General features: G+C 71.2%; 25 protein-coding genes. 16 read left to right on the top strand and 9 right to left on the bottom strand.

Features of this window, described 5'->3' with window-relative positions; all coding sequences use genetic code 11:
• Positions 1 to 37: 37 nt before the first annotated feature.
• Positions 38 to 2,755 carry an aconitate hydratase AcnA gene (gene acnA, locus BM333_RS01990; protein WP_092306748.1) on the bottom strand — a complete coding sequence of 906 codons (2,718 nt, stop codon included), beginning with the start codon at positions 2,753 to 2,755 and terminating at the stop codon, positions 38 to 40.
• 198 nt (positions 2,756 to 2,953) lie between these two features.
• Between acnA and ccmA the strand changes: the two genes are divergently transcribed.
• The gene (ccmA, locus tag BM333_RS01985; protein WP_092306746.1) at positions 2,954 to 3,547 is read left to right on the top strand and encodes a heme ABC exporter ATP-binding protein CcmA; all 594 of its coding nucleotides are present in this window, start codon (positions 2,954 to 2,956) and stop codon (positions 3,545 to 3,547) included.
• The gene (ccmB, locus tag BM333_RS01980) at positions 3,544 to 4,209 is read left to right on the top strand and encodes a heme exporter protein CcmB (protein WP_092306744.1); all 666 of its coding nucleotides are present in this window, start codon (positions 3,544 to 3,546) and stop codon (positions 4,207 to 4,209) included. The genes ccmA and ccmB overlap by 4 nt, the downstream gene beginning before the upstream one ends.
• A 9-nt stretch (positions 4,210 to 4,218) precedes the next feature.
• Here the strand turns inward: ccmB and BM333_RS01975 are convergent, their stop codons facing one another.
• Positions 4,219 to 4,443, bottom strand: coding sequence for an alkylphosphonate utilization protein (locus tag BM333_RS01975; protein ID WP_092306742.1), 225 nt, complete (start codon positions 4,441 to 4,443; stop codon positions 4,219 to 4,221).
• 9 nt (positions 4,444 to 4,452) lie between these two features.
• On the bottom strand, positions 4,453 to 5,949 hold the full coding sequence (locus BM333_RS01970) for a S41 family peptidase (protein ID WP_092306740.1): 1,497 nt from the start codon (positions 5,947 to 5,949) through the stop codon (positions 4,453 to 4,455).
• Positions 5,950 to 6,078: 129 nt separating this feature from the next.
• On the opposite strand from BM333_RS01970, the gene ccmC reads away from it, so the two are divergent.
• From ccmC to BM333_RS01940, 6 genes are all read left to right on the top strand, one after another.
• Complete coding sequence (gene ccmC / locus BM333_RS01965; protein WP_092306738.1) at positions 6,079 to 6,801, top strand: heme ABC transporter permease CcmC; 723 nt, start codon at positions 6,079 to 6,081, stop codon at positions 6,799 to 6,801.
• An 18-nt stretch (positions 6,802 to 6,819) separates the two neighbouring features.
• Positions 6,820 to 6,981 (top strand): heme exporter protein CcmD, encoded by a 162-nt coding sequence (ccmD, locus tag BM333_RS01960; RefSeq protein ID WP_092306736.1) that lies wholly within the window; start codon positions 6,820 to 6,822, stop codon positions 6,979 to 6,981.
• Positions 6,978 to 7,547 (top strand): DsbE family thiol:disulfide interchange protein, encoded by a 570-nt coding sequence (locus BM333_RS01955; protein ID WP_092306734.1) that lies wholly within the window; start codon positions 6,978 to 6,980, stop codon positions 7,545 to 7,547. Before ccmD ends, BM333_RS01955 begins: the two co-directional genes overlap by 4 nt.
• A 34-nt stretch (positions 7,548 to 7,581) precedes the next feature.
• The gene (locus BM333_RS01950; RefSeq protein ID WP_143105743.1) at positions 7,582 to 7,815 is read left to right on the top strand and encodes a hypothetical protein; all 234 of its coding nucleotides are present in this window, start codon (positions 7,582 to 7,584) and stop codon (positions 7,813 to 7,815) included.
• Positions 7,816 to 7,872: 57 nt separating this feature from the next.
• The gene (locus BM333_RS01945; RefSeq protein WP_092307567.1) at positions 7,873 to 8,625 is read left to right on the top strand and encodes a DUF1223 domain-containing protein; all 753 of its coding nucleotides are present in this window, start codon (positions 7,873 to 7,875) and stop codon (positions 8,623 to 8,625) included.
• An 82-nt stretch (positions 8,626 to 8,707) separates the two neighbouring features.
• Positions 8,708 to 9,463 (top strand): hypothetical protein, encoded by a 756-nt coding sequence (locus tag BM333_RS01940; protein WP_092306730.1) that lies wholly within the window; start codon positions 8,708 to 8,710, stop codon positions 9,461 to 9,463.
• Between the two features lie 4 nt (positions 9,464 to 9,467).
• Here the strand turns inward: BM333_RS01940 and BM333_RS01935 are convergent, their stop codons facing one another.
• A complete protein-coding gene (locus BM333_RS01935; protein ID WP_092306728.1) occupies positions 9,468 to 10,547 on the bottom strand; it encodes a phosphotransferase family protein in 1,080 nt (359 codons plus the stop codon).
• Positions 10,544 to 12,037, bottom strand: coding sequence for a glycerol kinase GlpK (gene glpK, locus BM333_RS01930; protein WP_092306726.1), 1,494 nt, complete (start codon positions 12,035 to 12,037; stop codon positions 10,544 to 10,546). Before glpK ends, BM333_RS01935 begins: the two co-directional genes overlap by 4 nt.
• Positions 12,038 to 12,127: 90 nt before the next feature.
• Between glpK and BM333_RS01925 the strand changes: the two genes are divergently transcribed.
• Positions 12,128 to 13,132, top strand: a complete 1,005-nt coding sequence (locus BM333_RS01925; protein WP_092306724.1) for a threonine ammonia-lyase — start codon at positions 12,128 to 12,130, stop codon at positions 13,130 to 13,132.
• The gene (locus tag BM333_RS01920) at positions 13,129 to 13,611 is read left to right on the top strand and encodes a MaoC family dehydratase (RefSeq protein WP_092306722.1); all 483 of its coding nucleotides are present in this window, start codon (positions 13,129 to 13,131) and stop codon (positions 13,609 to 13,611) included. The genes BM333_RS01925 and BM333_RS01920 overlap by 4 nt, the downstream gene beginning before the upstream one ends.
• Here BM333_RS01920 and BM333_RS01915 read toward each other — a convergent pair.
• Together BM333_RS01915 and BM333_RS01910 are read right to left on the bottom strand one after the other, a co-directional pair.
• Entirely contained in the window at positions 13,608 to 14,543 is a 936-nt protein-coding gene (locus tag BM333_RS01915; RefSeq protein WP_092306720.1) for a Gfo/Idh/MocA family protein, read from the bottom strand. The two genes, BM333_RS01920 and BM333_RS01915, sit on opposite strands and share 4 nt — an antisense overlap.
• Before the next feature lie 4 nt (positions 14,544 to 14,547).
• Positions 14,548 to 15,708, bottom strand: coding sequence for a DegT/DnrJ/EryC1/StrS family aminotransferase (locus BM333_RS01910; protein WP_092306718.1), 1,161 nt, complete (start codon positions 15,706 to 15,708; stop codon positions 14,548 to 14,550).
• 161 nt (positions 15,709 to 15,869) lie between these two features.
• On the opposite strand from BM333_RS01910, the gene BM333_RS01905 reads away from it, so the two are divergent.
• The 3 genes from BM333_RS01905 to BM333_RS01895 all read left to right on the top strand — a co-directional run bounded on the left by BM333_RS01905 (position 15,870) and on the right by BM333_RS01895 (position 17,637).
• Positions 15,870 to 16,382: a D-glycero-alpha-D-manno-heptose-1,7-bisphosphate 7-phosphatase gene (locus BM333_RS01905; RefSeq protein WP_092306716.1), complete on the top strand. Its 513-nt coding sequence runs from the start codon at positions 15,870 to 15,872 to the stop codon at positions 16,380 to 16,382.
• A gap of 77 nt (positions 16,383 to 16,459) precedes the next feature.
• A complete protein-coding gene (locus tag BM333_RS01900) occupies positions 16,460 to 17,332 on the top strand; it encodes an alpha/beta fold hydrolase (RefSeq protein ID WP_092306714.1) in 873 nt (290 codons plus the stop codon).
• A complete protein-coding gene (locus BM333_RS01895; RefSeq protein ID WP_092306712.1) occupies positions 17,329 to 17,637 on the top strand; it encodes a hypothetical protein in 309 nt (102 codons plus the stop codon). Before BM333_RS01900 ends, BM333_RS01895 begins: the two co-directional genes overlap by 4 nt.
• On the opposite strand, the gene BM333_RS01890 is transcribed toward BM333_RS01895, so the two are convergent.
• Entirely contained in the window at positions 17,638 to 19,695 is a 2,058-nt protein-coding gene (locus BM333_RS01890) for an NAD(+) synthase (protein WP_092306710.1), read from the bottom strand. It abuts the gene before it with no gap.
• A gap of 99 nt (positions 19,696 to 19,794) precedes the next feature.
• Here BM333_RS01890 and ftsY point away from each other — a divergent pair, with 99 nt between their 5' ends.
• The 3 genes from ftsY to BM333_RS01875 all read left to right on the top strand — a co-directional run bounded on the left by ftsY (position 19,795) and on the right by BM333_RS01875 (position 22,027).
• Positions 19,795 to 20,730, top strand: a complete 936-nt coding sequence (gene ftsY, locus BM333_RS01885; protein WP_092306708.1) for a signal recognition particle-docking protein FtsY — start codon at positions 19,795 to 19,797, stop codon at positions 20,728 to 20,730.
• A 2-nt stretch (positions 20,731 to 20,732) separates the two neighbouring features.
• Entirely contained in the window at positions 20,733 to 21,368 is a 636-nt protein-coding gene (locus BM333_RS01880) for an inner membrane-spanning protein YciB (RefSeq protein ID WP_092306706.1), read from the top strand.
• 80 nt (positions 21,369 to 21,448) lie between these two features.
• Positions 21,449 to 22,027 (top strand): MarR family winged helix-turn-helix transcriptional regulator, encoded by a 579-nt coding sequence (locus BM333_RS01875; protein WP_092306704.1) that lies wholly within the window; start codon positions 21,449 to 21,451, stop codon positions 22,025 to 22,027.
• A gap of 182 nt (positions 22,028 to 22,209) precedes the next feature.
• On the opposite strand, the gene BM333_RS01870 is transcribed toward BM333_RS01875, so the two are convergent.
• Positions 22,210 to 24,417: a prolyl oligopeptidase family serine peptidase gene (locus BM333_RS01870; RefSeq protein ID WP_092306702.1), complete on the bottom strand. Its 2,208-nt coding sequence runs from the start codon at positions 24,415 to 24,417 to the stop codon at positions 22,210 to 22,212.
• Positions 24,418 to 24,419: the final 2 nt, after the last annotated feature.

Raw genomic sequence — 24,419 nt, 5'->3', positions numbered from 1 at the left:
CGCTCCGCCGGCCCCTGACTGTCTGCTGTGAGACGGCCTACTCCGCCGCGACCGCCTCCGGCCCGCGGGCCAGGTTGCGCAGCACATAGGGCATCACCCCGCCGGCCTTGAAGTAGTCCAGCTCGGTCTGGTTATCGATGCGGCAGCGCACCGGGAAGCGGGCCATCTTGCCGTCCGACGGGCGGAACAGCTCGACCCACAGGTCTTGGCGCGGCTTCAGCTTGCCGATGTTGACGTCGGACAGGCCGCGGATGGTGACGATCTCCTCGCCGGTCAGGTTCAGCTTCTGCCAGCCTTCCTGCTTGAACTGCAGCGGGACGACGCCCATGCCGACCAGGTTCGAGCGGTGGATGCGCTCATAGCTCTCGGCGATGACCGCGCGCACGCCCAGCAGGTTGGTGCCCTTGGCCGCCCAGTCGCGCGACGAGCCGGTGCCGTATTCCTTGCCGGCGAAGACGACCAGCGGCCGGCCCTCCGACTGGTAGCGCATGGCCGCATCGTAGATCGACATCACTTCGCCCGAGGGGAAGTGCTTCGTCATGCCGCCCTCGATCTCCGGGGTGATCCTGTTGCGGATGCGGATGTTGGCGAAGGTGCCGCGCATCATGACTTCGTGGTTGCCGCGGCGGGCGCCGTAGCTGTTGAAGTCCAGGGCCTCGACGCCGTGCTCCGTCAGATAGGCGCCGGCCGGCGAGGTCTTCTTGATCGAACCGGCCGGGGAGATGTGGTCGGTGGTGATCGAGTCGCCGAAGATGGCCAGCACGCGGGCCTCGACGATGTCCTTGACCGGCGCCGGCTCCATGGTCAGGCCCGCGAAGTACGGCGGGTTCTGCACATAGGTCGAGCTGTCGTCCCAGGCGTAGGTCTGGCCGCCCTCGATCTTGATGTTCTGCCAGTGCCGGTCGCCCTTGAAGACGTCGGCGTAGCGCTTGGCGAACATCTTCGAGGTCACCGACTTCTTCTGGATGGCGGCGATCTCGGCCGCGGTCGGCCAGATGTCCTTCAGGAAGACGTCCTTGCCCTTCTTGTCCTGGCCGATCGGCTGGGTGGTGACGTCGATGCGCATCGAGCCGGCGAGGGCGTAGGCGACGACCAGCGGCGGCGAGGCCAGGTAGTTGGCCTGCACATCCGGGTTCACCCGGCCCTCGAAGTTGCGGTTGCCCGACAGCACCGAGGTGGCGACCAGGCCGTTGTCGTTGATCGCCTTCGAGATGTCGGCGTCCAGCGGGCCGGAGTTGCCGATGCAGGTGGTGCAGCCGTAGCCGACCAGGTTGAAGCCCAGCGCGTCGAGGTCCTTCTGCAGACCCGAGTCGGTCAGATAATCGGTGACCACCTGCGAGCCGGGGGCCAGCGAGGTCTTGACCCACGGCTTGGGCTTCAGGCCCAGGGCGTTGGCCTTGCGGGCCACCAGGCCGGCGGCGATCAGCACCGACGGGTTGGAGGTGTTGGTGCACGAGGTGATGGCGGCGATGACCACATCGCCGTCGCCGAGGTCGAACTTCTCGTTCTCGACCGACACGCGCGGCGCGTCGGCCGGGCGGTTGAACACCTCGGTCAGGGCGGTCTCGAACGACGGCGCCGCGGCGGTCAGCTCGACCCGGTCCTGAGGCCGCTTCGGTCCGGCCAGCGACGGGACGACCGTCGACAGGTCCAGCTCGAGGGTGTCGGTGAACACCGGGTCTTCCGAGGTTTCGTCGACCCACAGGCCCTGGGCCCTGGCGTAGGCCTCGACCAGCGCCACGCGCGCCTTGTCGCGGCCGGTGGCGGTCAGATAGTCGATGGTGGCGCGGCTGACCGGGAAGAAGCCGCACGTGGCGCCGTACTCGGGAGCCATGTTGGCGATGGTGGCCTGGTCCTCGATGGTCATCGCCGTCAGGGCGTCGCCGAAGAACTCCACGAACTTCCCGACCACGCCCTTCTTGCGCAGCATCTGGGTGACCGTCAGCACCAGGTCGGTGGCCGTGGCGCCTTCCGGCAGGCGCCCGGTCAGGCGGAAGCCGATGACCTCGGGGATCAGCATCGGGATCGGCTGGCCCAGCATGGCCGCCTCGGCCTCGATGCCGCCGACGCCCCAGCCCAGCACGGCCAGGCCGTTGATCATGGTGGTGTGGCTGTCGGTGCCGACCACGGTGTCGGGATAGGCGACGGTCTTCTTGCCTTCCTCCAGCGTCCACACGGTCTGGGCGAGGTGCTCGAGGTTGACCTGGTGGCAGATGCCGGTGCCCGGCGGCACCACGCGGAAGTTGTTGAAGGCCGACGAGCCCCAGCGCAGGAAGTTGTAGCGCTCGATGTTGCGCTCGTACTCGCGCTCGACGTTGCGCTCGAACGCCTTGCCGTCGCCGAAGTGGTCGACCATCACCGAGTGGTCGATGACCAGGTCGACGGGGTTCAGCGGGTTGATCTTCGACGGGTCGGCGCCGAGGGCGGACATGGCGTCGCGCATGGCGGCCAGGTCGACCACCGCCGGCACGCCGGTGAAGTCCTGCATCAGCACCCGGGCCGGGCGGAAGGCGATCTCGTGCTCGACCGAGCCCTTGTTCTCCAGCCAGGCGGCCATGGCGCGCAGGTCGGCCTCGGTGACCGAAACGCCGTCCTCGTTGCGCAGCAGGTTCTCCAGCAGCACCTTCATCGAGCGCGGCAGGCGCGAAATGCCGGCCAGGCCCGCTTCCTCGGCGGCCGGAAGGCTGTAATAGGCGTACTTCTTGCGCCCGACGGAGAGATCCTGGCGGGTCTTGAGGCTGTCGATCGACGGCATGGAGAGGGTTCCTCTGGTCAAAGCCGCCCGACAATCCGGTTGCACGTTCGCGCGGTCGTCGGCGGGGCGCACAGGTCCCCGACGCGCGCGGCGAACGCCTGCTGCGGCCGGGCCGGATATAGCGACGGCGTTCGGCCCCGTCCATGTATCCACGACGACGTCAGGGTCTTTGCGACCTGCTCTCAACTGGGCCGGCGCATGCTGACGGTCTCCGGCCTCAGCCTGATCCGCGGCGAACGCGTCCTGTTCCGCGACTTCGACCTCGCCCTGGCCTCCGGCGAGGCGGTCGCCCTGACCGGCGCCAACGGGGCCGGCAAGACCAGCCTGCTGCGCGCCCTCGCCGGCTTTCTCCGCCCGGAAGCGGGCGCGATCGCCTTCGCCGACGTGGACCCGACCGAGGCGCGGGCGAAGCACATCCACTGGCTCGGCCACCTCGACGGCCTGAAGGGCGCGCGCCGCGCCCGCGAGGAGCTGGCCTTCCAGGCGGAATGGCTGGGCGCCGACGCCGCCGGCGTCGCCGCCGCGGTCGACGTGCTGGCGCTGGAGCCCCTGCTGGACCTCGAGGTGCGCAAGCTGTCGGCCGGCCAGCGCCGCCGCCTCGCCTTCGCCAGGCTGGTCGCCGCCCCGCGCCCGATCTGGCTGCTCGACGAGCCCTTCGCCCCGCTCGACGCCCGCTGGCGCGCCGCGCTGGGGCTGATCATGCAGGCGCACCTCGACAAGGGCGGCGCCATCCTCGCCGCCGTGCACGATCCGCTGCCGGTGCCGGCGCGGGCGGTGGAGATCGGACGGTGAGGGCGCTGCTGATCCTCTGGCGACGCGAGCTGGCGCTGGCATGGGGCGGCGGCGGCGGGCCGCTGCTGGCCTGCGGCTTCTTCCTCTGCCTGACGGCGCTGGTCCCGCTGGCCGCGGGCGGCGACCCGGCCGGCCTTCGCCCCGTCGCAGGCGGGATCGCCTGGCTGGCGCTGGCCCTGTCGTCCATCCTGTCGCTGGAGCGGCTGTTCGAGCGCGACCTCGAGGACGGGGCGCTGGATCTGATCACGCTCGGTCCGGCGCCGCTGGAGCTGGCGGTGGTCGTCAAGGCGCTGGCCCAGTGGCTGGCCGTCGGCGGACCGCTGGCGCTGACGGCCCCGCTCGCCGCCGTCACACTCGGCCTGCCGCCGGCGCACGCGCCGCTGGTCGCGCTCTCGGCCCTGATCGGGGGCCTCGGCTTCGCCCTGACCGGGGCCCTCGGCGCAGCGCTGGCGCTCGGCGCGAAGCGCGGCGGCCTGCTGATCGCCGTCGTCGTCCTGCCGCTGTTCATTCCGCCGGTCGTGTTCGGGGCCGGAGCCCTGGAGCGGACCGCAAACGGACTGTCCCCGGCCCCGGCGCTGGCCTTCCTCGCGGCCTACGTCCTGTTCGCCGCCGTGGTCACGCCGTTCGCCGGAGCCGCGGCCATCCGCAACGCGCAGGGGTGAGCCCGCCGCTCAGGCCTTCTTGACGAACTCGGTGCGCAGGACCAGGCCGCGCACCTTCTCGACGTTGGCCTCGATCTCGTCGGGGTCGCCGGTCAGGCGGATCTTCTTCACCAGCGTGCCCCGCTTCAGGGTCACGCCGCCCGACCCCTTGACCTTGAGGTCCTTGATCAGGGTGACGCTGTCGCCGTCCGACAGACGGGCGCCGTTGGCGTCCTTGACGATGTCTTCGCTCATGGACGGCCCCTAGCGCTGCGCGGCCGCGGCGTCGAGCCCGGCGATCCACGACTCCATCCCCGCCGTGTCGGACAGGACGCCGGTCCAGACGTGATCGGGCGTCCAGGTCTCATTGTTGCCGCGCGCCCGGCCGCGATAGACCTTCATGGGGACGCGGGCGGTGACCCGGCCGCCCGGCAGGACCTCGTCGCGAACCTCCATGTAGACCGTGTCGCCCGAGGTCTCGAGGCCGACGTGGGTCGCGCCGAGCGCCTTGAGCAGATCGACGGCGTCGAGGCAGGCCGAGGCGCAGCCGGAGTCGGTGAAGACATATGTCCGCGCCTGCATCGGCGAGGGCCTCGCCGGCTCCACAGTCGCCGCTTCGTCGTCATCCGCCTGCCGCCACAACGGCTCCCCGGCGGCGCGGGCTGCTGTCAGACCGGCCGAGATCTCGTTCAGCCACGCCATGGCTTCCGGGTTCGACGCGAACATCGCCTTGTAGCTCTCGATTGTCGCCAGGTTCTTTTCGGAGGCGCGCCAGTCCACCGCGGTCGATTCCGGCTGGTGGAATTCCACATGCGCCTCGCCCCAGAGGGTCCGGGCGAGCCCGTAGATCCACGCGGAGGAGCCGCCGCCGTTGCCGCGCAGGTCGAAGACCACGGCCGGGGCGTTGCGGATCTCGTCCGCCCGCGCGGCGATCTGGGTCTGGAGTGCGGTCAGCTTCACGCCGTCCTCGCTGTCCGGGTCGCCGTTGAAGCCGCCGAGGCTGATCCACTGGCCGCCGGCCCAAGGGCGCAGGCCGATATCGGCGACGAAGCGTGGGCTGCGGGCAGCGGCGAAGCCCTCGTCCCGCGTCGCATCCGGCAGGTCGCGCCAGGTCAGCCGGTAGGACCGGCTTTCGCCGTCCACCCGGAACTCGCACTGCTCCGGCCGGCGCACCCACGGATTGTGCTGGTCCACGAACAAGGTCCCGGCGTAGGCCGCCCGCCGCGATGCCATGCTCCAGCGTCCGGCGCCGCGCCCGATCACCTCCGCCGCCAGCGCCCCGGCGGCGCGGCCGTCGCAGCCGACCAGGACCGCCCCGAGCGGCGGCGCGGCCTCGTCTCGGCGGAACACCACCTCATGACGCTCGCCCTCCGGACCGGCGCGCAGGCCGGTGAGGAAGCCGGGCCAGTCGGCCGTCCATGCATGGCCCATCGGGGCCCAGTCCTTGAGACCCAGGTGGCCGTCGTCGAACGAGGCGGCGTAGGCCTGCAGGGCGAAATACCAGTGCTCGTTGCTGGTCGCCGTCAGCGCCCGCTCCAGGGCCAGCGCCAGCCCGGCCTCAAGATGGGCGTTGAAGTCCGGATTCTCGACATCGACCGGGCCGGGATGGCTGTCGGCGATGGTGTCGTGAAAGGCGCGCGCGTCCCCGGCCAGGGCCGCGCCCCAGTCGGCGGGCGCCGCGACCGGCGTCTCCTGGGCGGCGGCGGGAAGGGCCGCCAGCGCGGCGGCGGCGGTCAGGGCCAACCGGAGAGAGGAGGACATGGGCGGGTACGGCCAGGGTTGCGATCCCTCCGCCGTAGCCGGCGCCGCGCGGGGGCGCCACTTAAGCCTTGGTAATGCGGCGCCGCGCCCGACTTGCCCGCGTCGGCCCCGGCGCGTAATCGCAGGCCGATGTTCGGCCTCGCCAATCCCGACCGCTTCCTGCGCTTCACCCGGCCGCTGACGCCGGTGCTCTGGGTCGTGGCCGGGGTCTTGCTGGCGGCCGCCAGCTGGCTCGCCTTCGCCGCCCCCGAAGACTACCAGCAGGGCGACACGGTGCGGATCATGTTCGTGCACGTGCCCGCCGCCTCGCTCGGTCTGATGGCCTACGGCGCGCTCGGCGTCTCCAGCTTCTTCGCCCTGGTGTTTCGCCACGCCCTCGCCGACGCCGCCGCCCGCGCCGCGGCCCTGCCCGGGGCCGCCTTCACCGGTCTGGCGTTGGTCACCGGCAGCCTGTGGGGCAAGCCGATGTGGGGCGCGTGGTGGGCCTGGGGCGACGCGCGGCTGATGTCGGTGCTGATCCTGTTCCTCTTCTACCTCGGCTACATGGCGCTGCGCGCCTCGATCGACGACGAGCAGAAGGCAGCCCGGGCCGCCGCGGTGCTGGGGCTGGTCGGCCTGGTCAACCTGCCGATCGTCAAGTTCTCGGTCGACTGGTGGAACACCCTGCACCAGCCGGCGTCGCTGTTGCGCGCCGGCGGCCCGTCGCTGACCGGCGAGTTCCTGACCCCTCTGCTGACCATGATGGCGGCGTGGGCCGCCCTGTTCCTCGCCCTGTGGCTGACCGCCATCCGCACCGAGATCGTGCGCCGGCGGGTGCTGGCCATCCGCACCCGCCGCGCCCTGGAAGCTTGAGAAGGGAGGCCTGACCCGATGCTCGACCTCGACATGGGCAAGTACGCCGCCTTCGTATGGCCGGCCTGGGGCGTCTCCGCGGTCGTGCTGGCTGCGCTGGCGGCGCGGGCGCTGATCGCGGCGCGGCGCTGGTCTGCAGAGCTGAAGCGCCTCGAGGCCGGCGAGGGAGACCGCCCGTGAATCGCTGGCTCGCCATCGTTCCGCTGGTCGTCCTCGCCGCTCTCGCCGCCCTGTTCATCGGCTGGTCCCTGAAGCGCGATCCGTCGGTGAAGCCGGACGCCCTCGTCGGCCAGCCGGTTCCCGAGACGGTGTTGCCGATGCTGACCGGCGCCGAGGCCGGCCCGGGCCACGTCGATCTGAAGACCGCCGGCGTCGGCAAGCCGATGCTTATCAATGTCTTCGCCAGCTGGTGCGCCCCCTGCCGGGTCGAGCACCCGAAGCTGATGGCGCTGAAGGAACGCGGCGTCGCCGTGGTCGGCGTGGCGTGGAAGGACGATCCGGCCGACACCCGCGCCTTCCTCGACGAACTGGGCGACCCGTATTCGATGGTGCTGGTCGACCGCGACGGCCGCGCCGGGCTGGACCTCGGCATCACCGGCGCGCCGGAGACCTTCGCGGTCGACGCCATGGGCCAGGTGGTGGCCAAGTTCGCGGGCCCGCTGGTCGACGACGCCGAGGTGGAGCGCCTCGTCACCGCCATGCAGGCGCCGCCGCGCCCCCTGCCGACCGCGACCGTCCGCGATTAACCTTTCGTAGACCAGGTTCATTAACCCTGCGGGTATGAGCGCGATTCGCCCGCCTGTGCCCTCGATCCTGTTCCCGACGCAGACGTCGCCGGCCCCGTCCCGTCCGGGACGCGCCTCCTTCTTCCAGGCCGCGCTGGAGAGTCTGAAAGCCCCCGTCGCCGCCGACCCGGCGCTGGCCGGGGCCGAAGCCCTCCCCGGCGCGCCCGCGGCCGTTGCGACGCCGGACCGGCCCGCCCGCCCCGGCGCGCTCCTCGACATCCGCGTCTGATCCCCTCACGCGAAAATGAGGCGCGCGCGCCCCGACGCCGTGATTAAGGTGCGCGCCATGCGCTTCCGGGGCTGGATCTTCCCTGCGGCGGCCGGACTGGCCGCCCTGTTCGCGGCGGCCTCGTCGGCCCAGCCGTCGGCCCCTCGTCCGGCGCCGCGCGAGGCTCCCGCCGAGCCGGTGGTGGTCGAGCTGTTCACCGCCCAGGGCTGCGCCGGCTGCCCCGAGGTCAACGCCCGCGTCGAGGCCCTGGCGGCCGAACCCGGCGTCATCGCCCTGACCTACGCCGTCGACTACTGGGACTACCTCGGCTGGGAGGACACCTTCGCGCGGCCGGAGTTCGCGGAGCGCCAGCGCAGCTACCGTCGGCCGCTGCGTCTGCGGGCCGTCTCGACCCCGCAGGTGGTGATCGACGGCCGTCGCGCCGCCCCCGTCGCCGCCGTCGAGGCTCTGCAGGCGGCGGTCGAGGAGGAGGCGGAGCGGCGCGTCTTCCCGCCGGAGATCGAGTTCCGCGAATCCGGCGATCGCGTCGGCGTCGGCTCCGGCCGGGTTCCGACGGGCGGGGCTGAGGTGGTGGCCGTGATCTACAAGCCCGGCCCGCAGACGGTGGAGATCGGCGCCGGCGACAACCGGGGCCGGACGGTGCGCCAGGTCAATGTGGTGCGGGCGGTGAACGTTCTCGGCGGATGGACCGGCCGCCCCGGCCTCTATCGTCTTCCCGCCGGCCTTGGCGAGGACGAGGCGGTCGCGGTGCTCGTCCAGGCCCGGGCCGACCGTCGCATCCTCAATGGCGCGGTGCGCCCGCCCCGCTAGAGTCAGCTTCCGTCACTGGCGGCTTGATGCCCCCGGGCGACAGTGCAAGCCTTGCGCTTTCCCCGTGGCTGCAGGTGACCGGATGAGATCGGCCTTTCGCTTCCTGACCGTTCTTGGCGCCGCCGCCCTCGCGCTCGCCGGCGGTCCCGCCACGGCCCGCCAGGAGGCGCCGGCGGTCGAAACGCCCGAGGCGCGCGGGGTCGGGCGGGCGGTGATGGCCGCCGAACTCGCCGCCTGGGGCCGCGAGCGGGGAAGTCCCGAGGCCCTGCGGCTGGCGGCCGCCATCCTCGACGAGGTGCCGTTTCGATCGGGGGAAGAGGGCGACGCCGGCCTCGAGCCGGTGCTGTCCGCCGCCGCCTTCCGTCGCCAGGCGGCGGAGCTGGACGCCGCCCGGGCCGCGCAGGACGAGATCGCCGTCACGGGTTCGAGGGTGCGCCCGCAGGCGCCGCCGGCGGCGCCGCCTCCGCCTCCGCCACCGCCCCCTCCGCCGCCTCCTCCGGCGGCGGCCGCGCCGCCGCCCCCGCCGCCCGCCGGCGTGCGGTCCTCACCGTTCGGCGCGGGTCCGGTGTCGACCATGAAACGGCTGGCCTCGCGCGAGAGCTGGAGCTTCGACGTCGACGCCCGGGGGGCGGAGATCCTCCGGGTGGCGGTGGTCGGCGACGGCGACGCCGCCATCGACCTGGTCGTCCGCGATGCGGCGGGCAAGATCCTCTGCACCGACGGGCTGGGACATCACTATCCGGTCTGCACCCTCGCCCCCCGCGCGCCGGCCCGGCTGCGGATCGACGTGGTCAACCGCGGCGGCCTGTGGACCAGGGTTCAGGTGATCACCAACTGACGCCTCAGGCGCCGGCCCGTCGGGCGAACGTCAGCGCCGCCTCGGCCAGCACCGGCGCCTGCGCGCCCATCGCCCGCGCCTGGGCCGAGGCGGCGGTGCCGTCGCGGACCCGTCCGGCGATGCCCTGGCAGATCGCCGCCAGCCGGAACAGGTTGTAGGCGAACAGCCAGTCGAGGTTCTCCGGCGCGGCGGTCCCGGTCTTCGCCGCGTATCGCGCCACCGTCTCAGCCACCGACGGAATGCCCAGCGCCGGCAGGTCGGCGCCGGCCAGGCCGTTGCGCTCCGTCGCCGGAATCACCCAGGCGATGAGCAGGTAGGAGAAGTCGGCCATCGGATCCCCGAGCGTCGACAGCTCCCAGTCCAGCACCGCCTCGACCTCGGGTCGCTCGGGATGCAGGATGAGGTTGTCCAGCCGGAAGTCCCCATGGACGATCCGCGTCGGTCCCTGCGCCGGCAGGGTCGCGGGCAGGAATTCGATCAGCCGGTCCATGGCCGGAATGAGCGTCGTCTCCGAGGCCCGGTACTGTTTGGTCCAGCGTCCGACCTGCCGCTCGAAATAGTTGCCGGGCCGTCCGTAGTCGCCCAGTCCGATCGCCTCGGGATCGAAGCGATGCAGGGCCGCCAGCGCGTCGACCTGGGCTTCATAGATCGCCCGCCGCCCGGCCGGCTCCATCCCCGGCAGCTTGAGGTCCCACAGGATGCGGCCGTCGACCTTGTCCATCACGTAGAACATCGAGCCGATGACGCTGTCGTCGGTGCACAGCGCCCATGGCCGCGCCACCGGATAGCCCTGGGCGTGCAGGGCCGAGATGACGCGGAACTCCCGGTCGACCGCGTGGGCCGAGGCCAGCAGCGTCCCCGGCGGCTTGCGGCGCAGCACATAGGTGCGCGCCGGCGTGGTGATCTCATAGGTCGGATTCGACTGGCCGCCGCGGAACTGGCGGATGGCCAGCGGCCCGGAGAAGCCCATGACGTTGTCGGCCAGCCATGCGGCCAGCCGCGTCTCGTTCAGGGCGTGGCGCGGGTCGACCTCGCGCGTGCCGGAAAAGGTCGCTTGGGGATCGGCGAAATCGGTCTGGCTCATCGGGCCGCGATGATGGCCGCCTTCACCGCGCGCCGCCAGCCCTCCAGCAGCGCCTCGCGCTCGCCCGGGCGCATGCGCGGCTCCCAGCGCGCCGGGGCCTCGACCGGCCGGTCCTCCAGATCGGCGATGAGACCGACCCCCAGCGCCGCCAGCCTCGCCGCGCCCAGCGCCGTCATCTCCTGGAAGGCCGGCCGTTCGACCACGACCTCGCAGATGTCGGCGACGAACTGCATGGCGAAGGCGTTGGCGGTCACCCCCCCGTCGACCTTCAGCACCGACAGCGGCGGCGCCCCGTCCTTCGCCAGGGCGTCGAGCAGGTCGCGGGTCTGGTAGGCCAGACTCTCCAGCGCCGCCCGCACCAGATGCGCCGGACCGCTGTCGCGGGTCAGGCCCGTGATCGTGCCCCGCGCCTCCGGCTCCCACCATGGCGCGCCGAGGCCGGTGAAGCCCGGAACCAGATAGACCCCGCCGTTGTCCCGCAGGCCCGACGCCATGGCCTCGGACTGCCGCGATTCCGAGATGGCATGCAGTCCGTCGCGCAGCCACTGGATCGCGGAGCCGGCCGAGAAGATCGACCCTTCCAGCGCCCAGGCCGTATCGCCGCCCGCTGCATAGGCGAGGGTGCCCAGCAAGCGGCTGGTCGACGCCACCGGCGCCGGTCCGACGTTGGCCACGAGAAAGGCCCCGGTGCCATAGGTGATCTTGGCGTCCCCGGGCCTCAGCGCCCCATGTCCCACCAATGCGGCCTGCTGGTCCCCGGCGGAGCCGTGGATCGGCAGGGGCGCCCCCAGCAGCGACGGGTCGCATTCGCCGAAGCGATCAGCGCAGTTGCGGATCTCCGGCAGTCCCTCCACCGGGACATCGAACAGCGCGCAAAGGTCGGGCCGCCACGCGCGCGTCGCCAGATCCATCAGCGAGGTGCGGCTGGCGTTGGTGGCGTCGGTGACGTGGCTCGCCCCGCCGGTGAGCTTCCAGATCACCCAGCTGTCGATCGTGCCCAGCTTCACCTCGCCGCGCACGGCTCGCGCGCGGGCGCCGGGCACGGCGTCGAGCAGCCAGGCGAATTTGGAGGCCGAGAAATAGGGGTCGAGGATCAGCCCGGTCGCCGCCTGCACCGCCGGCTCTCGCCCCTCGGCCGCCAGCCGCGCCGTCACGTCCGCCGTGCGCCGGTCCTGCCACACGATGGCGCGATGCAGCGGCTCGCCGGTGGCGGCGTCCCAGATCACCGCCGTCTCGCGCTGGTTGGTGATCCCCACCGCGGCGAACCGCCCGACGCCGCCCGCCTTGCGCACCACCTCGCGGCAGGTCTGAAGCGTCGCGTTCCAGATCTCGGCGGCGTCGTGCTCCACCCAGCCCGGCTTGGGGAAATGCTGCGCCAGTTCTATCTGGCTGACCGCCGCCGGCCGCAGGGCTCCCTCGGCGGTGCATTCGAAGGCGATGGCCCGGGTCGAGGTGGTGCCCTGGTCGATGGCGAGGATCAGCTGGCTCATGGCCCGACGCTAGACCATTCCGCCCCCGCAGGGGGAGGGGAGACAAACCCGTTCCTCCCCCCAAGACGAGGAATGCGGTAAGGCTTGTCCATGCACACCGCTTCCTTCGAAGGCGTCCGGGACGCCGCCCGCCAGATCGCCGGCCACGCCGTTCGCACCCCCCTGATCGAGAGCCCGGCCCTCAACGAGCAGATCGGCGGCCGGGTGCTGCTCAAGGCCGAGAACCTGCAGCGCGCCGGGGCCTTCAAGTTCCGCGGGGCCTGGAACCGCATCAGCCGCCTGACGCCGGACGAACTGGCCCGCGGCGTCGTCGCCTACTCCTCCGGCAACCACGCCCAGGCCGTGGCCTGCGCGGCCCGGATGATGGGGACTCCGGCGATCATCGTCATGCCCGCCGACAGCCCGAAGGTGAAGGTCGAGGGCGTCATCGCCTTCGGCGGCGAGGTGCGCATGTACGACCGCTACCGCGAGAGCCGCGAGGCCATCGGCGAGGAGATCGCCGCCACCCGCGGCTCGGTGCTGGTCCGCCCCTTCGACGACCCTTGGGTCATCGAGGGCCAGGGCACGACGGGGCTCGAAATCCTCGAGCAGGCGGAAGCCGTCGGCGCCCCGATCGATCAGCTGCTGTGCGGCGCGTCCGGCGGCGGGTTGATCGCCGGCATCAACCTGACGATGGCGGCGATGTCGCCCGACACGCCGGTGATCGGCGTCGAGCCGCAGGACTACAACGACACCCAGCTGTCGCTGGCCGCCGGCGAGCGCCTGACTCACGCCCCCGCCCCCGGCACCATCTGCGACGCCCTGATGACCGACCGGCCCGGCGAGCTGACCTTCCCGATCAACCGCCGCCTCAAGGCGGTGGTCGCCGTCTCCGACGCCGAGGTGGCCGCGGCGGTGCGCTTCGCCTTCCGGACCCTCAAGCTGGTGGTCGAGCCCGGCGGGGCCGTGTCGCTGGCCGCCCTGCTGGCCGGAAAGATCGAGGCCGGCGACCGGACCACCGCCCTCGTGCTGTCCGGCGGCAATGTGGACCCGGCGCTGTTTTCGGCCATCATCGAGGATCGCTTCGACCCCGCCGACTGGAGGAAGGCCGCATGAGTCGCACCGAACGCCAGGGAACGCCCGTCCCCGTCGCGGATCTGCCGGGCCTGATCGGGCAGGAGATCGGCGTCAGCCGCTGGTTCGAGATCGACCAGGCCCGCATCGACGCCTTCGCCGAGATCACAGAGGACCGCCAATTCATCCACGTGGATCCCGAGGCGGCGAAGGCGACCCCGCTCGGCGGAACCATCGCCCACGGCTTCCTGACCCTCAGCCTCGCCTCGGCGATGAGCTACGACTGCGTGCCGCCGCTGGCCGGCGTGGCCATGGGCCTCAACTACGGCTTCGACAAACTCCGCTTCCTCGCGCCGGTGCCGGCCGGATCGAAGGTGCGCGGCCGTTTCCGCCTGCTCTCCGCCGAAGACAGGGGCGGCGGTCGCTGGCTGCTCAAGCACGAGCTGACGGTCGAGATCGACGGCGGGGACAAGCCGGCTTTGGTCGCGGAGTGGCTGTCGATGCAGGTGGTGGGCGGCTAACCCTCCCCCAGGCACCTCAGCGCCACTTCCAGGTTTCGCAAGCCGTCCTCGCCGGTCACCGCCGGCGGTTCGCCGGTGCGGATGGCGCGGGCGAACTCCTCCAGCTCGCGCTTCAGCGGCTCGGCCGGCCAGCTCATCACCCCGCGGGTCGAGTAGCTGCCGTCGGGCTGCTGGCCGAAATATTCGGTGACCTGGCGGGTGATCAGGTCGGCGACCACGAAGCGACTACCGGTGGCGACCTGCAGGGTCCGCACCTTGTAGGGGGTCACCCAGTTGGTGGTGATGTGGGCGATGGTGCCGTTGGCCAGCCGGAACTGGAGCAGGGCGGTGTCCTCGCGCTCGGCCTTGGTGCGGGCCAGCTGCGGCTGCACCTCGACGATCTCCGAACCGGTCAGGTGGCGGATGATGTCGATGTCGTGCACCGCCAAGTCGATGACCACCCCCACCTCGCCCATGCGCGGCGGGAAGGGACCGACGCGGGTGATCTGGATCGAGATGACGTCGTCGCCGTCGATGGCGCGCTTGACCGCCTCGACCGCCGGATTGAAGCGCTCGACCTGCCCGACCATCAGCACCCGGTCGTTGGCGCGGGCTGCGTCGATGATCCGCCGCGCGTCCTCGACCGTCGCGGCGATCGGCTTCTCGACCAGCACATGCACGCCCTTTTCCAGCAGGGCGACGGCGAGGTCGGCGTGGGTGCGGTTCGGGGTGGCGACGACGGCCGCGTCCAAGCCGGCGTCGACGAAGGCCTCGGCGGTCGTCACCGGCGTCGCCCCGTAGGCGGCGGCGACCCCCTCGGCGGTCACCGCGTCCGGATCGAACACGTGGGTCAGTTCGACGTCGCGGATGTCCGACAGCACCCGGGCGTGGTTGCGCCCCATCACGCCCGCCCCGGCGACGCCGAACTTCAGAAGCGGCTGGTGCTGGGTCATCGAGTCAGCCCTTGAACGACGCCACGGCGGCGATGATGCGGTCCTGCGTCGCCTCGTCCAGATCGGCGTGCATCGGCAGGCTGATGACCCGGTCCTTCAGCCGCTCCGTGACCGGCAGGCCGCCGGCGCCGCGCGGGTACCGCTCGTAGGCCGGCTGCAGGTGCAGCGGGATCGGATAGTAGACGGCGGTGGGCACCCCTTGGGCCTTCAGGTGCGCGGCGAGGCCGTCGCGATCGTCGTGCTCGATGGTGTACTGGGCCCAGTTGGAGATGTTGCCCGCCGGCACGTCGGGCACGGCCGCCACGTGAGGACGCAGGCCCTCATTGTAGCGGGCCGCGATGCGGTTGCGCCACTCGATCTCCTGCGGGAACACCTTCAGCTTCTCGATCAGAACCGCCGCCTGGATGGTGTCCAGCCGGCTGTTCAGGCCGATGCGCATGTTCAGATACTTGGTCTCGTGCTCGAAGGTGCGGTCCTTCAGGTCGATCCCTACCGCCTTGCCGTGCACCCGGATCGAGTCGATCAGTTCGGCCAGCAGGTCGTCATTGGTCAGCACCGCCCCGCCGTCGCCGTAACAGCCCAGCGGCTTGGCCGGGAAGAAGCTGGTGGTGGTGATGTCGGCCCACTCCAGCGGGTGCCGGCCGTCGATGGTGCAGCCGAAGCCCTGGGCCGAGTCGGCGATCAGCTTCATGCCGTAGCGGTCGCAGATCGCCTTGATCGCCGGGTAGTCGGCCGGCTGGCCGAACAGGTCGACGGCGATGACCACCCGCGGCTTGCGCTTGCCTTCCTTCAGCACGCCCTCGATCGCCGCCTCCAGCGCCTTCGGGTCCATGTTGTAGGTCTTCGGATCGACATCGACGAACACCGGCACGGCGTGGAACCACGGCACGACCTCGGCGGTGGCGGCGAAGGTGAAGCTGGGCACGAACACGGCGTCGCCGTGGCCGATGTCCCAGGCCATCAGCGGCAGCGCCAGGGCGTCGGTGCCGTTCGCGCAGCCCAGGGCGTGCTTCGCCTTGCCGAAGGCGGCGAGGTCCTGCTCGAACTGGCGCACCTGCGGCCCCATCACCCAGGCGCCGCCGACCACCGCCTCCTGCACGGCCGCCTCGATCTTGCCGGCCAGACGCAGGCGCTGGGCCTGCAGGTCGATGAAGGGGATGGTCATGGGGAGGCTCTCCGACGTCGGGGATCGCGGGCTCGGCGCGAGTCGAACGCGCCGCAGGGTCGCGCGCTCCCTACCAAATCGTCCGCCTCCGCGCCAAACTTGGGGGAGTCACATCGGGTGAGGGATTGCAACGGACCGCGAGGGCGCCTTATCCCCGGCCTATGTCCACCAGCGTACCCGCGGTGTTCCTCGATCGCGACGGCGTGCTGATCGAGGATACCGGCTACCCCCATCTGGAAGAGCACCTGCGCATCACGCCCGGGGCGATCGCCGCCATCGGCCGGCTGAACCGGCTCGGCTATCTGTGCGTGGTGGTGACCAACCAGTCCGGCGTCGCGCGCGGCCTGTTCAGCGAAGAGCAGATGAAGGCCTTCAACGCCCTGATGGTGCGCCGCTTCGCCGCCGGCGGGGCGCGGCTGGGCGCAGTCTACGCCTGCCCCTACCATGCCGAGGCCCGCGATGAGCGCTGGCGGCATCCCGACCATCCCGACCGCAAACCGAACCCCGGCATGATCCTGCGCGCCATCGCCGACCATCACATCGACCCGGCCCGCAGCTTCCTGATCGGCGACCAGGACAGCGACCTCGAGGCCGCGCGCCGCGCCGGCGTGCCGGGCTTCCGCTTCGAGGGCGGCGACCTCGACGCCTTCGTCCGCGAGCTGCTGGGGCACTGAGTCGCGTCGGGTTCGCGTCGGGTGGATTTCCTCCCCCGATGAAATACCTTGCGCCGCGACCGCCCCCGGAGCTTGCCATGACTGCCTTCGTCGACCGCCACTGGACCAGCGCCGACGGCCTGCACCTGTACGCCCGCGACTACGCCGCCGCCGCCGGGCCCGCGAAGCTGCCGGTGATCGCCATCCACGGCCTGACCCGCAACTCGGCCGACTTCGAGACCATCGCCCCGCTGATCGCCCAGTCCGGTCGCCGGGTGCTGGCCGTCGACGTGCGCGGCCGCGGCCGCTCCGACCGCGCCCCCGACCCGATGACCTACCAGCCGGCGGTCTATGCGAAGGACGTGCTGGAGCTGATGCGGCAGTCCGGCGTCGAGCGCGCCGTCTTCCTCGGCACCTCCATGGGCGGGCTGATCACCATGGCGCTGGCCGCCATCCGCTCGAAGGCCATCGCCGCGGCGATCATCAACGACGTCGGGCCCGAGGTGGCGAAGGAAGGCCTCGCCCGCATCGCCTCGTATACCGGCCAGCCGGTCGACACCCCGACCTGGAAGGAAGCCGCGGCCTACGCGAAACGCACCAACGAGGCCGCCTTCCCGCACTATACGGACGCCGACTGGGCCGCCTTCGCCCGCCGGGTGTTCACCGACGGCCCCGACGGCGCGCCGATCCTCAACTACGATCCGGACATCATGGTCCCGATCAGGGCCGCCGGAACCAAGGCCCTGGTCCCCAGCCTGTGGCCCATGTTCGGCCGGCTGGCCCGGGGCCGCCCCGTCCTGCTGGTGCGCGGCGAGACGTCCGACCTGCTCAGCCCGGCCATCGCCGCGAAGATGAAGAAGCGGGCCCCGAAGATGGACGTCGTCGAGGTCCCGGGCGTCGGCCACGCCCCCATGCTGGACGAGCCCGAGGCCAAGGCGGCGATCTTCCCGTTCCTCGGGGAGGTGGAGTGATCCCAGGGCTGGACGATGTCCTGCTCGCCGCCGCCGGCGTAGCCTGGTTCGTCACCGTCTGCCTGCTGGCCTATCTCGACCTGAGGGTCTACGCGCTGCGGCAGTCCGGGGACCTGCCCCCGACGGCTCCGGATATCGTCGGCCTCGGCTACGGCTTCTCCGGTCGCTGGAGAGGGATCGATATCCCGGCGCTCTATTCCCGCGCCTATCGCATGCTGGATGGCCACACCCGCAGGATCGTTCCGGTGGTGCGGGTTACGCTGCCCCTTGGCCCCGTCCTGCTGCTGGCGTCTTTCCTCACCTGATCAGGCGTCCGGCACATTCGCCTCCAGCTCGTCCAGCCACACCCGCGCCGTACTGTCGGACGGAGCGCGCCAATCGCCGCGAGGCGACAGCGATCCGCCCGTCACCACCTTCGGCCCGTTCGGCAGGGCCGAGCGCTTGAACTGGGCGGTCTGGAAGAAGCGCACGAGGAATTTCCGCAGCCAGTGCTTGATGGTCGCCAGATCGTACTCGACCCGCTCGTCCTCCGGCGTGCCGGCCGGCCAGTGGCCCCGCGACGCGTCCCTCCACGCCTCGTGGCACAGCCAGGCGACCTTCGACGGCTTCAGCCCGTAGCGGGTGATGTAGAATAGGAAGAAGTCGTTCAGCGGATAGGGACCCACGGTCCCCTCGGTCGACTGGATCTTGCCGTCCGTCGCCGGCACCAGCTCCGGCGAAATCTCGGTGTCGAGAATCCCGCGCAGCACCGGCACGGCCTCGGCCCCGACCACCTCGCGGTCGGCCACCCAGCGGATCAGGTGGCGGATCAGCGTCTTCGCCACCCCGCCGTTGACGTTGTAGTGGCTCATGTGGTCGCCGACGCCGTAGGTGGCCCAGCCCAGCGCCAGCTCCGACAGGTCGCCGGTGCCGAGCACGAAGGCCCCGTGGTGGTTGGCCAGCCGGAACAGGTAGTCGGTCCTCAGCCCCGCCTGGACGTTCTCGAAGGTGATGTCGTGGACCGGCTCGCCCTGGGCGAACGGATGGCCGATGCCCTCCAGCATCGTCATCGCCGTCGGGCGGATGTCGATCTCCTCGCCCGTGACCCCCAGCGCCCTCATCAGCGTCCAGGCGTTCGACTTCGTCCCTTCCGAGGTGGCGAAGCCGGGCATGGTGTAGCCGAGGATGCCGGTCCGCGGCAGGCCCAGCCGGTCGAAGGCGCGGCAGGCGACCAGCAGGGCCTGGGTCGAATCCAGCCCGCCCGAGACGCCGATGACGAGGCGCTCGCCGTTGGTCGCCTTCATCCGGCGCATCAGCCCCTGCACCTGGATGTTGAAGGCCTCGTAGCAGTCCTGGTCCAGCCGCGCCGGGTCGTCCGGCACGAAGGGGAAGCGATCCAGCGGCCGGCGCAGCGGCCCTCCGGTCCGCGCTTCGCCGGCTTCGAACAGCACCCGCTCGAAGACGTAGCCGTCCAGTTCGTCGCGGGCGCAGTCGGCGAAGGTGCCGTTGCGCAGCCGGTCCAGCCCGATGCGCTCGATGTCGACGTCGGCGATGGTCAGATGGCTCTCCAGCGCGAACCGCTCGCCGCTGGCGAGGCAGGCGCCAAGCTCGTGGATCGTCGCCTGCCCGTCCCAGGCGAGGTCGGTGGTCGACTCGCCCCAGCCCGAGGCGGCGAAGACATAGGCCGCCATGGCCCGGGCCGACTGACTGGCGCACAGCAGGGCCCGCTCCTCGGCCTTGCCGATGACGATGTTGGAGGCCGAAAGGTTCAGCAAAATGCGCGCGCCCGCCAGCGCCTGCCGGGTCGAGGGCGGCAGCGGGGCCCAGTAGTCCTCGCAGATCTCCACCGCGAAGACGAAACCCGGCCGGTCCGCCGCCTCGAACACTAGGTCGGTGCCGAACGGAACCTCCTCGTCGCCCAGCGTCAGCGCGCCGTCGTGGCTGGACACGTCCCCGCCCGCCGAGAACCAGCGCTTTTCGTAGTACTCCCGATAGTTGGGCAGGTAGGTCTTGGGGACCACGCCCAGCACCCGGCCGTTCCCCAGCACCACGGCGCAGTTGTAGAGCCGGTCGTCGCGGCGCAGCGGCGCGCCGACCACGGCGGCCACCCCGGTCTCCGCCGTCAGCGGCGCCAGAAGCGCGATTTGCCGCTCCACCTCGTCCAGCAGCGCCCCCTGCATCACCAGGTCGTCGATGGCGTAGGCGCTCAGGCTGAGCTCCGGGAACACCAGCAGCTCCACCCCTTCGGCGGCCGCCCGCCGGATCAGCGCGACATGCTCCTCCGCGTTGGCGACGGGGTCGGCCGTGTGCACCACCGGCGTGGCGGCGGCCACGCGCACGAAGCCGTGGGTGGTCGGAGAATGGAACGGGGGGGCGTCGGCCAAGTCGCGGTCCTTCCTGCGGTCAAGCTCGTATAGGGCCAAAGCAGCGGGCTCGCCACGATTGGCCGTGACCTGCAAACCCTTGGCCGCTAAAGCGGGTTCATGACCGACACCGGGAAAAAGGGCTGGTTCTCGCGCCTGACCGAGGGCCTCAGCCGCTCCTCGAAGCAGATGACCGACCAGGTCGTCGCCGCCTTCGTCAAGGAGCCGCTCAGCGAGCGCGCCCTCGAACAACTCGAGGAACATCTGCTGGAGAGCGACCTCGGCCCCGCCGCCGCCGACCGCATCGTCGAACGCTTCCGCGAGCTGCGGTTCTCCGCCGGGGCCGACGAGCGCGAGGTCAAGGAAGCGCTGGCCGAGGCGGTTACCGCCGAACTGATCGGCCACGAGGCCCGCTACGAACCGCTGGCGGGGCCGAAGCCCTTCGTCACCCTGTTCGTCGGCGTCAACGGTTCGGGCAAGACCACCACCCTCGGCAAGATCGCCGCCGACCTGACCGCCCAGGGGGCGAAGGTGATGATCGTCGCCTGCGACACCTTCCGCGCCGCCGCCCGAGAGCAGCTCAAGGTCTGGGCCGAACGCGCCGGCGCCGCCTTCGAGAGTCGCCGCGATGGCGCCGACCCGGCCGGCCTCGCGTTCGACGCCTACACCCGGGCGAAGGCCGAAGGCTTCGACGTGGTGCTGATCGACACCGCCGGCCGGCTGCAGAACAAGTCCGCCCTGATGGACGAGCTGCTCAAGATCGTCCGCGTGCTCAAGAAGATCGACGCCGACGCGCCGCACGAGACCCTGCTGGTGCTCGACGCCACCGTCGGCCGCAATGCGCTGGAGCAGGAGAAGATCTTCGGTCGCACCGCCTACGTCTCCGGCATCGTCATGACCAAGCTGGACGGCACCGCCCGCGGCGGGGTGCTGGTGCCGGTCGCCCAGGCCTCCGACGCCCCGATCAAGCTGATCGGCGTCGGCGAGGGGATCGACGACCTGCAGCCGTTCGACGCCCGCGCGTTTTCCCGCTCCCTCGTGGGGCTTCAGGACTGACCATGGCCGACGCCCCTTCCGCCAGCGCCCGCCGGCGCGCCAACATCCGCCAGGCCGTCGACTTCGGCGCGCTGGTCGCCTTCATGGTCGCCTATGCGGTCAACCGCTTCGTGCGCGACCTCGATGGCGACGACGCCCTGGTCCAGGCCACCTGGGTGCTGGTCGGCGCCTCGCTGATCGCCCTGATCGTCGGCTGGGTCGCCGAGAAGCGGCTGGCGCCGCTTCCGCTGCTCACCGGCGGCTTCGCCCTGTTGTTCGGAACCCTGACCCTGCTGTTCAACGATCCGGTGCTGCTGAAGCTCAAGCTGACCATCCAGAACGGCCTGCTCGCCGTGGTCCTGCTCGGCTCCCTGCCGCTGCGCCGCTATCCGTTTAAATACCTCCTTGGCGAAGCCATTCGCATCACCGACGAGGGCTGGCGCGGCCTGACCTTGCGCTACGGCCTGTATTTCGCGGTTGTGGCGATCGTGAACGAGATCGTCTGGCGCACCCAGTCGGACGACACCTGGGTCGCGTTCCGGGGCGGCCTGTGGGTCGCCTCCGCCGCCTTCGGCGTCTGGCAGGTGTTCTTCATCATGAAGCACCTGATCAAGGACGAGGAGCTGGCGGAGCCGGTGTCGCCCGACACCGGCCTCTGATCGCGCGGTCCGGATCGTCCGTCGTCAAACCGTAAAACCCGGCTGCTAGCTCTGGCGGGGCCACCGAGGGGATACGGTTCATGGTCAAGTCCGGCGACAAGACGAAGCGGCCGCCCGGCCTCGATGGCTCGCCCAGCCATCTGATGCACAGGGCGCTGCAGCTGGCGCTCGACATCTATACCGAGGAGGCCGGGCCCGACGGCCTCACCCAGCGCCAGTTCGCCGTCCTCGAGGCGGCCAGCCGCAAGGCCGGCCTGACCCAGACCGATCTGGTCCGCGCCACAGGCATCGACCGCTCGACCCTCGCCGATCTGGTCGCCCGCATGACGGCGAAGGGTCTGCTCGAGCGCGAACGTTCGACGCTCGACGCCCGCGCCAAGGCCGTGCGGCTGTCGGCCGAGGGCGAGGCGGCGCTGGCGACAGCCCGGCCCCGCGTCGAGGCCGCTGACAAGCGCATCATGGCCCTGCTGCCCAAGGGCAAGCGCGGCGCCTTCCTCGAGCTGCTGGCGGCGCTGGCCGGCGAGGCCGACGCCGCCCCGCTCAAGGCCAAGGCGGAAGCCAAGGCCGCGAAGAAGGCCGAGCGCGAGGCCAAGAAGGCCGCCAAGGCGGAGAAGAAGGCCGGGAAGCCGAAGAAGGCCAAGGTGCTGGAAGCGGCCTGACCTCCCTCTCCCATTGGGAGAGGGCTTGAGCGCACGGCGGCCAAGGGCCGTCGTCCTTGCGCGAAAGGGTGAGGGTCGACCCGTCAACGCGTCGGGGACGCCAACCCTCACCCCTTCGCCTTGCCGGTCCCTTCGCTCCCGGAGGCTCAGGCCCTCTCCCATCGGGAGAGGGCAGCATGCCCTCAATCCATCAGCTGCTGCGCCAGGTAGACGTAGTGGCGCGCCCAGCGGCGGGCGTTGGCGATCGGGTCGGCGTCGTTGGAGTGCCCGCCCGCCGTCTCCTCATAGTAGAGGTGGTCGTGGCCCATCTCGCCCAGCCGCGCCGCGAACTTGCGCGCGTGACCCGGATGCACCCGGTCGTCGCGGGTGTTGGTGGTGATGTAGACGCGCGGATACTCCGCATCCGGACGAAGCTGCTGGTAGGCCGAATAGCGGGCGATCCACGCCGCCTCCTCGGGGATGCGGGGATCGCCGTACTCGCCGATCCACGACGCCCCCGCGGGCAGCTCGTGGTAGCGCAGCATGTCGATCAGCGGGCTCTCGATCACCGCCGCGTTGAACAGTTCCGGATGCTGGGTGATCGACACCGAGGTCAGCACCCCGCCGTTCGACCGGCCGTAGATGCCGGTGTGCTCGGGCGAGGTGATCCCCCGCGCGTGCAGGTCGCGCGCCACCGCCGCGAAGTCGTCGAAGGCCAGCTGCCGGTTCTCGTTCAGCACCGCTTGGTGCCATTGCGGACCGAACTCGCCGCCGCCGCGGATGTTGGCCTGGACGAAGACGCCGCCGTTCTCCAGCCACAGCTTGCCCATCTCGGGCTTGTAGGCGGGCGGGAAGCTGACCTGGAAGCCGCCGTAACCGAACAGGATGGTGGGCGCGGTCCCGTCCATGGCCAGGTCGCGCGGGCGGGTGACGAAGTAGGGGATCTTCGTGCCGTCGGACGAGGTGGCCTCGAACTGCTCGACCACATGGGTGGAGGCGTCGAACTTGGCCGGGGCCTGACGCAGCGTCTCGAGCGAGCCCGCGCCCGCGTCGGCGAGGCTGAGCGTCGGCGGCGTCAGGAAGCCCTGGGCCGAGACGAACACCTGCCCCCGCGACTTCGAACTGTCGCCGAGGTTGACCGCCAGATTGTCGGGCGTGGCGATGTCGGTGCGGACCCAGCCGCGCTCGCCCCGGTCCTCGAACACCGCCAGCTTGCCGACGACGTTGTCGGTGTAGCCGACCAGCACCCGGTCGTGCAGCACCCGCACGTCGGACACCGCCTGCCGCTCTTCCGGCGCGAAGATCCGGACCGCGCGGTTGGCCACCGCCGTCTCGCCTTCCGGCAGCGGCCGGCGCAGGCAGATCAGGCAGGGCGACAGCAGCGACCCCGCCTCATAGGCCTCGCCCAGATGCGTCCAGGCCTCGTCGTTCGACAGGATCAGCGAGCCGTGCACCACGCCGTAGATGCTCAGCCGCTCGGGCACGTCCAGCTGCACGGGGCGGCGGTCGATCAGCTCCCAGGTCTGACTGCGGAAGGTGTCCAGCGGCCGGCTGATGATCACCGCCTGCACCGCCCCGTCCCTGTCGCGATAGACGGCCGGGCTGACGCCGTAGCCGCCGTCGCCCTGTTCGCCGCGATAGACTTCGGTCGCCTGGTCCAGCGTCTGCCCGCGCCTCAGCGCCTTGACGATGAAAGGATAGCCGCTCTCGGTCAGGGTGCCGGCGCCGAAGTCGGTGGCCACCAGCAGGGTATCGCGATCCAGCCACTCGATGCGATGCTTGCCCTCGGGCAGGACGAATCCTCCGTCCACGAACGATCGCGTCGTGGTGTCGAACTCGCGCACCGTCACGGCGTCCTTGCCGCCGTCCGACAGGCTGATCAGGCAGCGCGTCTCGTCGGGAGCCAGGCAGTCGGCGCCCTTCCAGACCCAGTCCCGGCCCTCGGCGCGGGCCAGGGCGTCGACGTCGATCAGGGTTTCCCACTGCGTGTCGTCGGAGCGGTAGGACTCGAGCGTCGTGCGCCGCCACACCCCCTTCGGATTGGCCGCGTCCTGCCAGAAGTTGCCGATGCCGTCGCCGAGGAAGCTGGGAGAGGGGATCCGGTCCGTGGCCGTCAGGATGGCCTCGGCCTCGGCCCGGAAGGTCTCGTAGCGACGATCCCCCTCCAGCGCCGCCAGCGCCTGCCGGTTCGACTCGGCCACGAAGGCCATCGCCTCGGCCCCGTCGACCGCTTCCAGCGCCAGGTGGTCGTCCGCGGCGCGGACCCCCTCCGGCGTCAGGTCGGCGGGGAAGTGCGGCGGCGGGGTCGTGGCGACCGCCCCGGCCGGGTGGTGTCCGGCGTGCTGGCCCGCGGCCGGCGCGGCGGCCAGCAGCAGGGCCGGAAGGGCGGCGGAGAGGATCAGATGACGCATGA

This window comes from Brevundimonas viscosa, assembly GCF_900116065.1.
GTDB classification, from domain to species: Bacteria; Pseudomonadota; Alphaproteobacteria; order Caulobacterales; family Caulobacteraceae; genus Brevundimonas; species Brevundimonas viscosa.
Note: the sequence above shows the minus strand (reverse complement) of the source record. Positions and strands in the feature narration are given on the sequence as shown.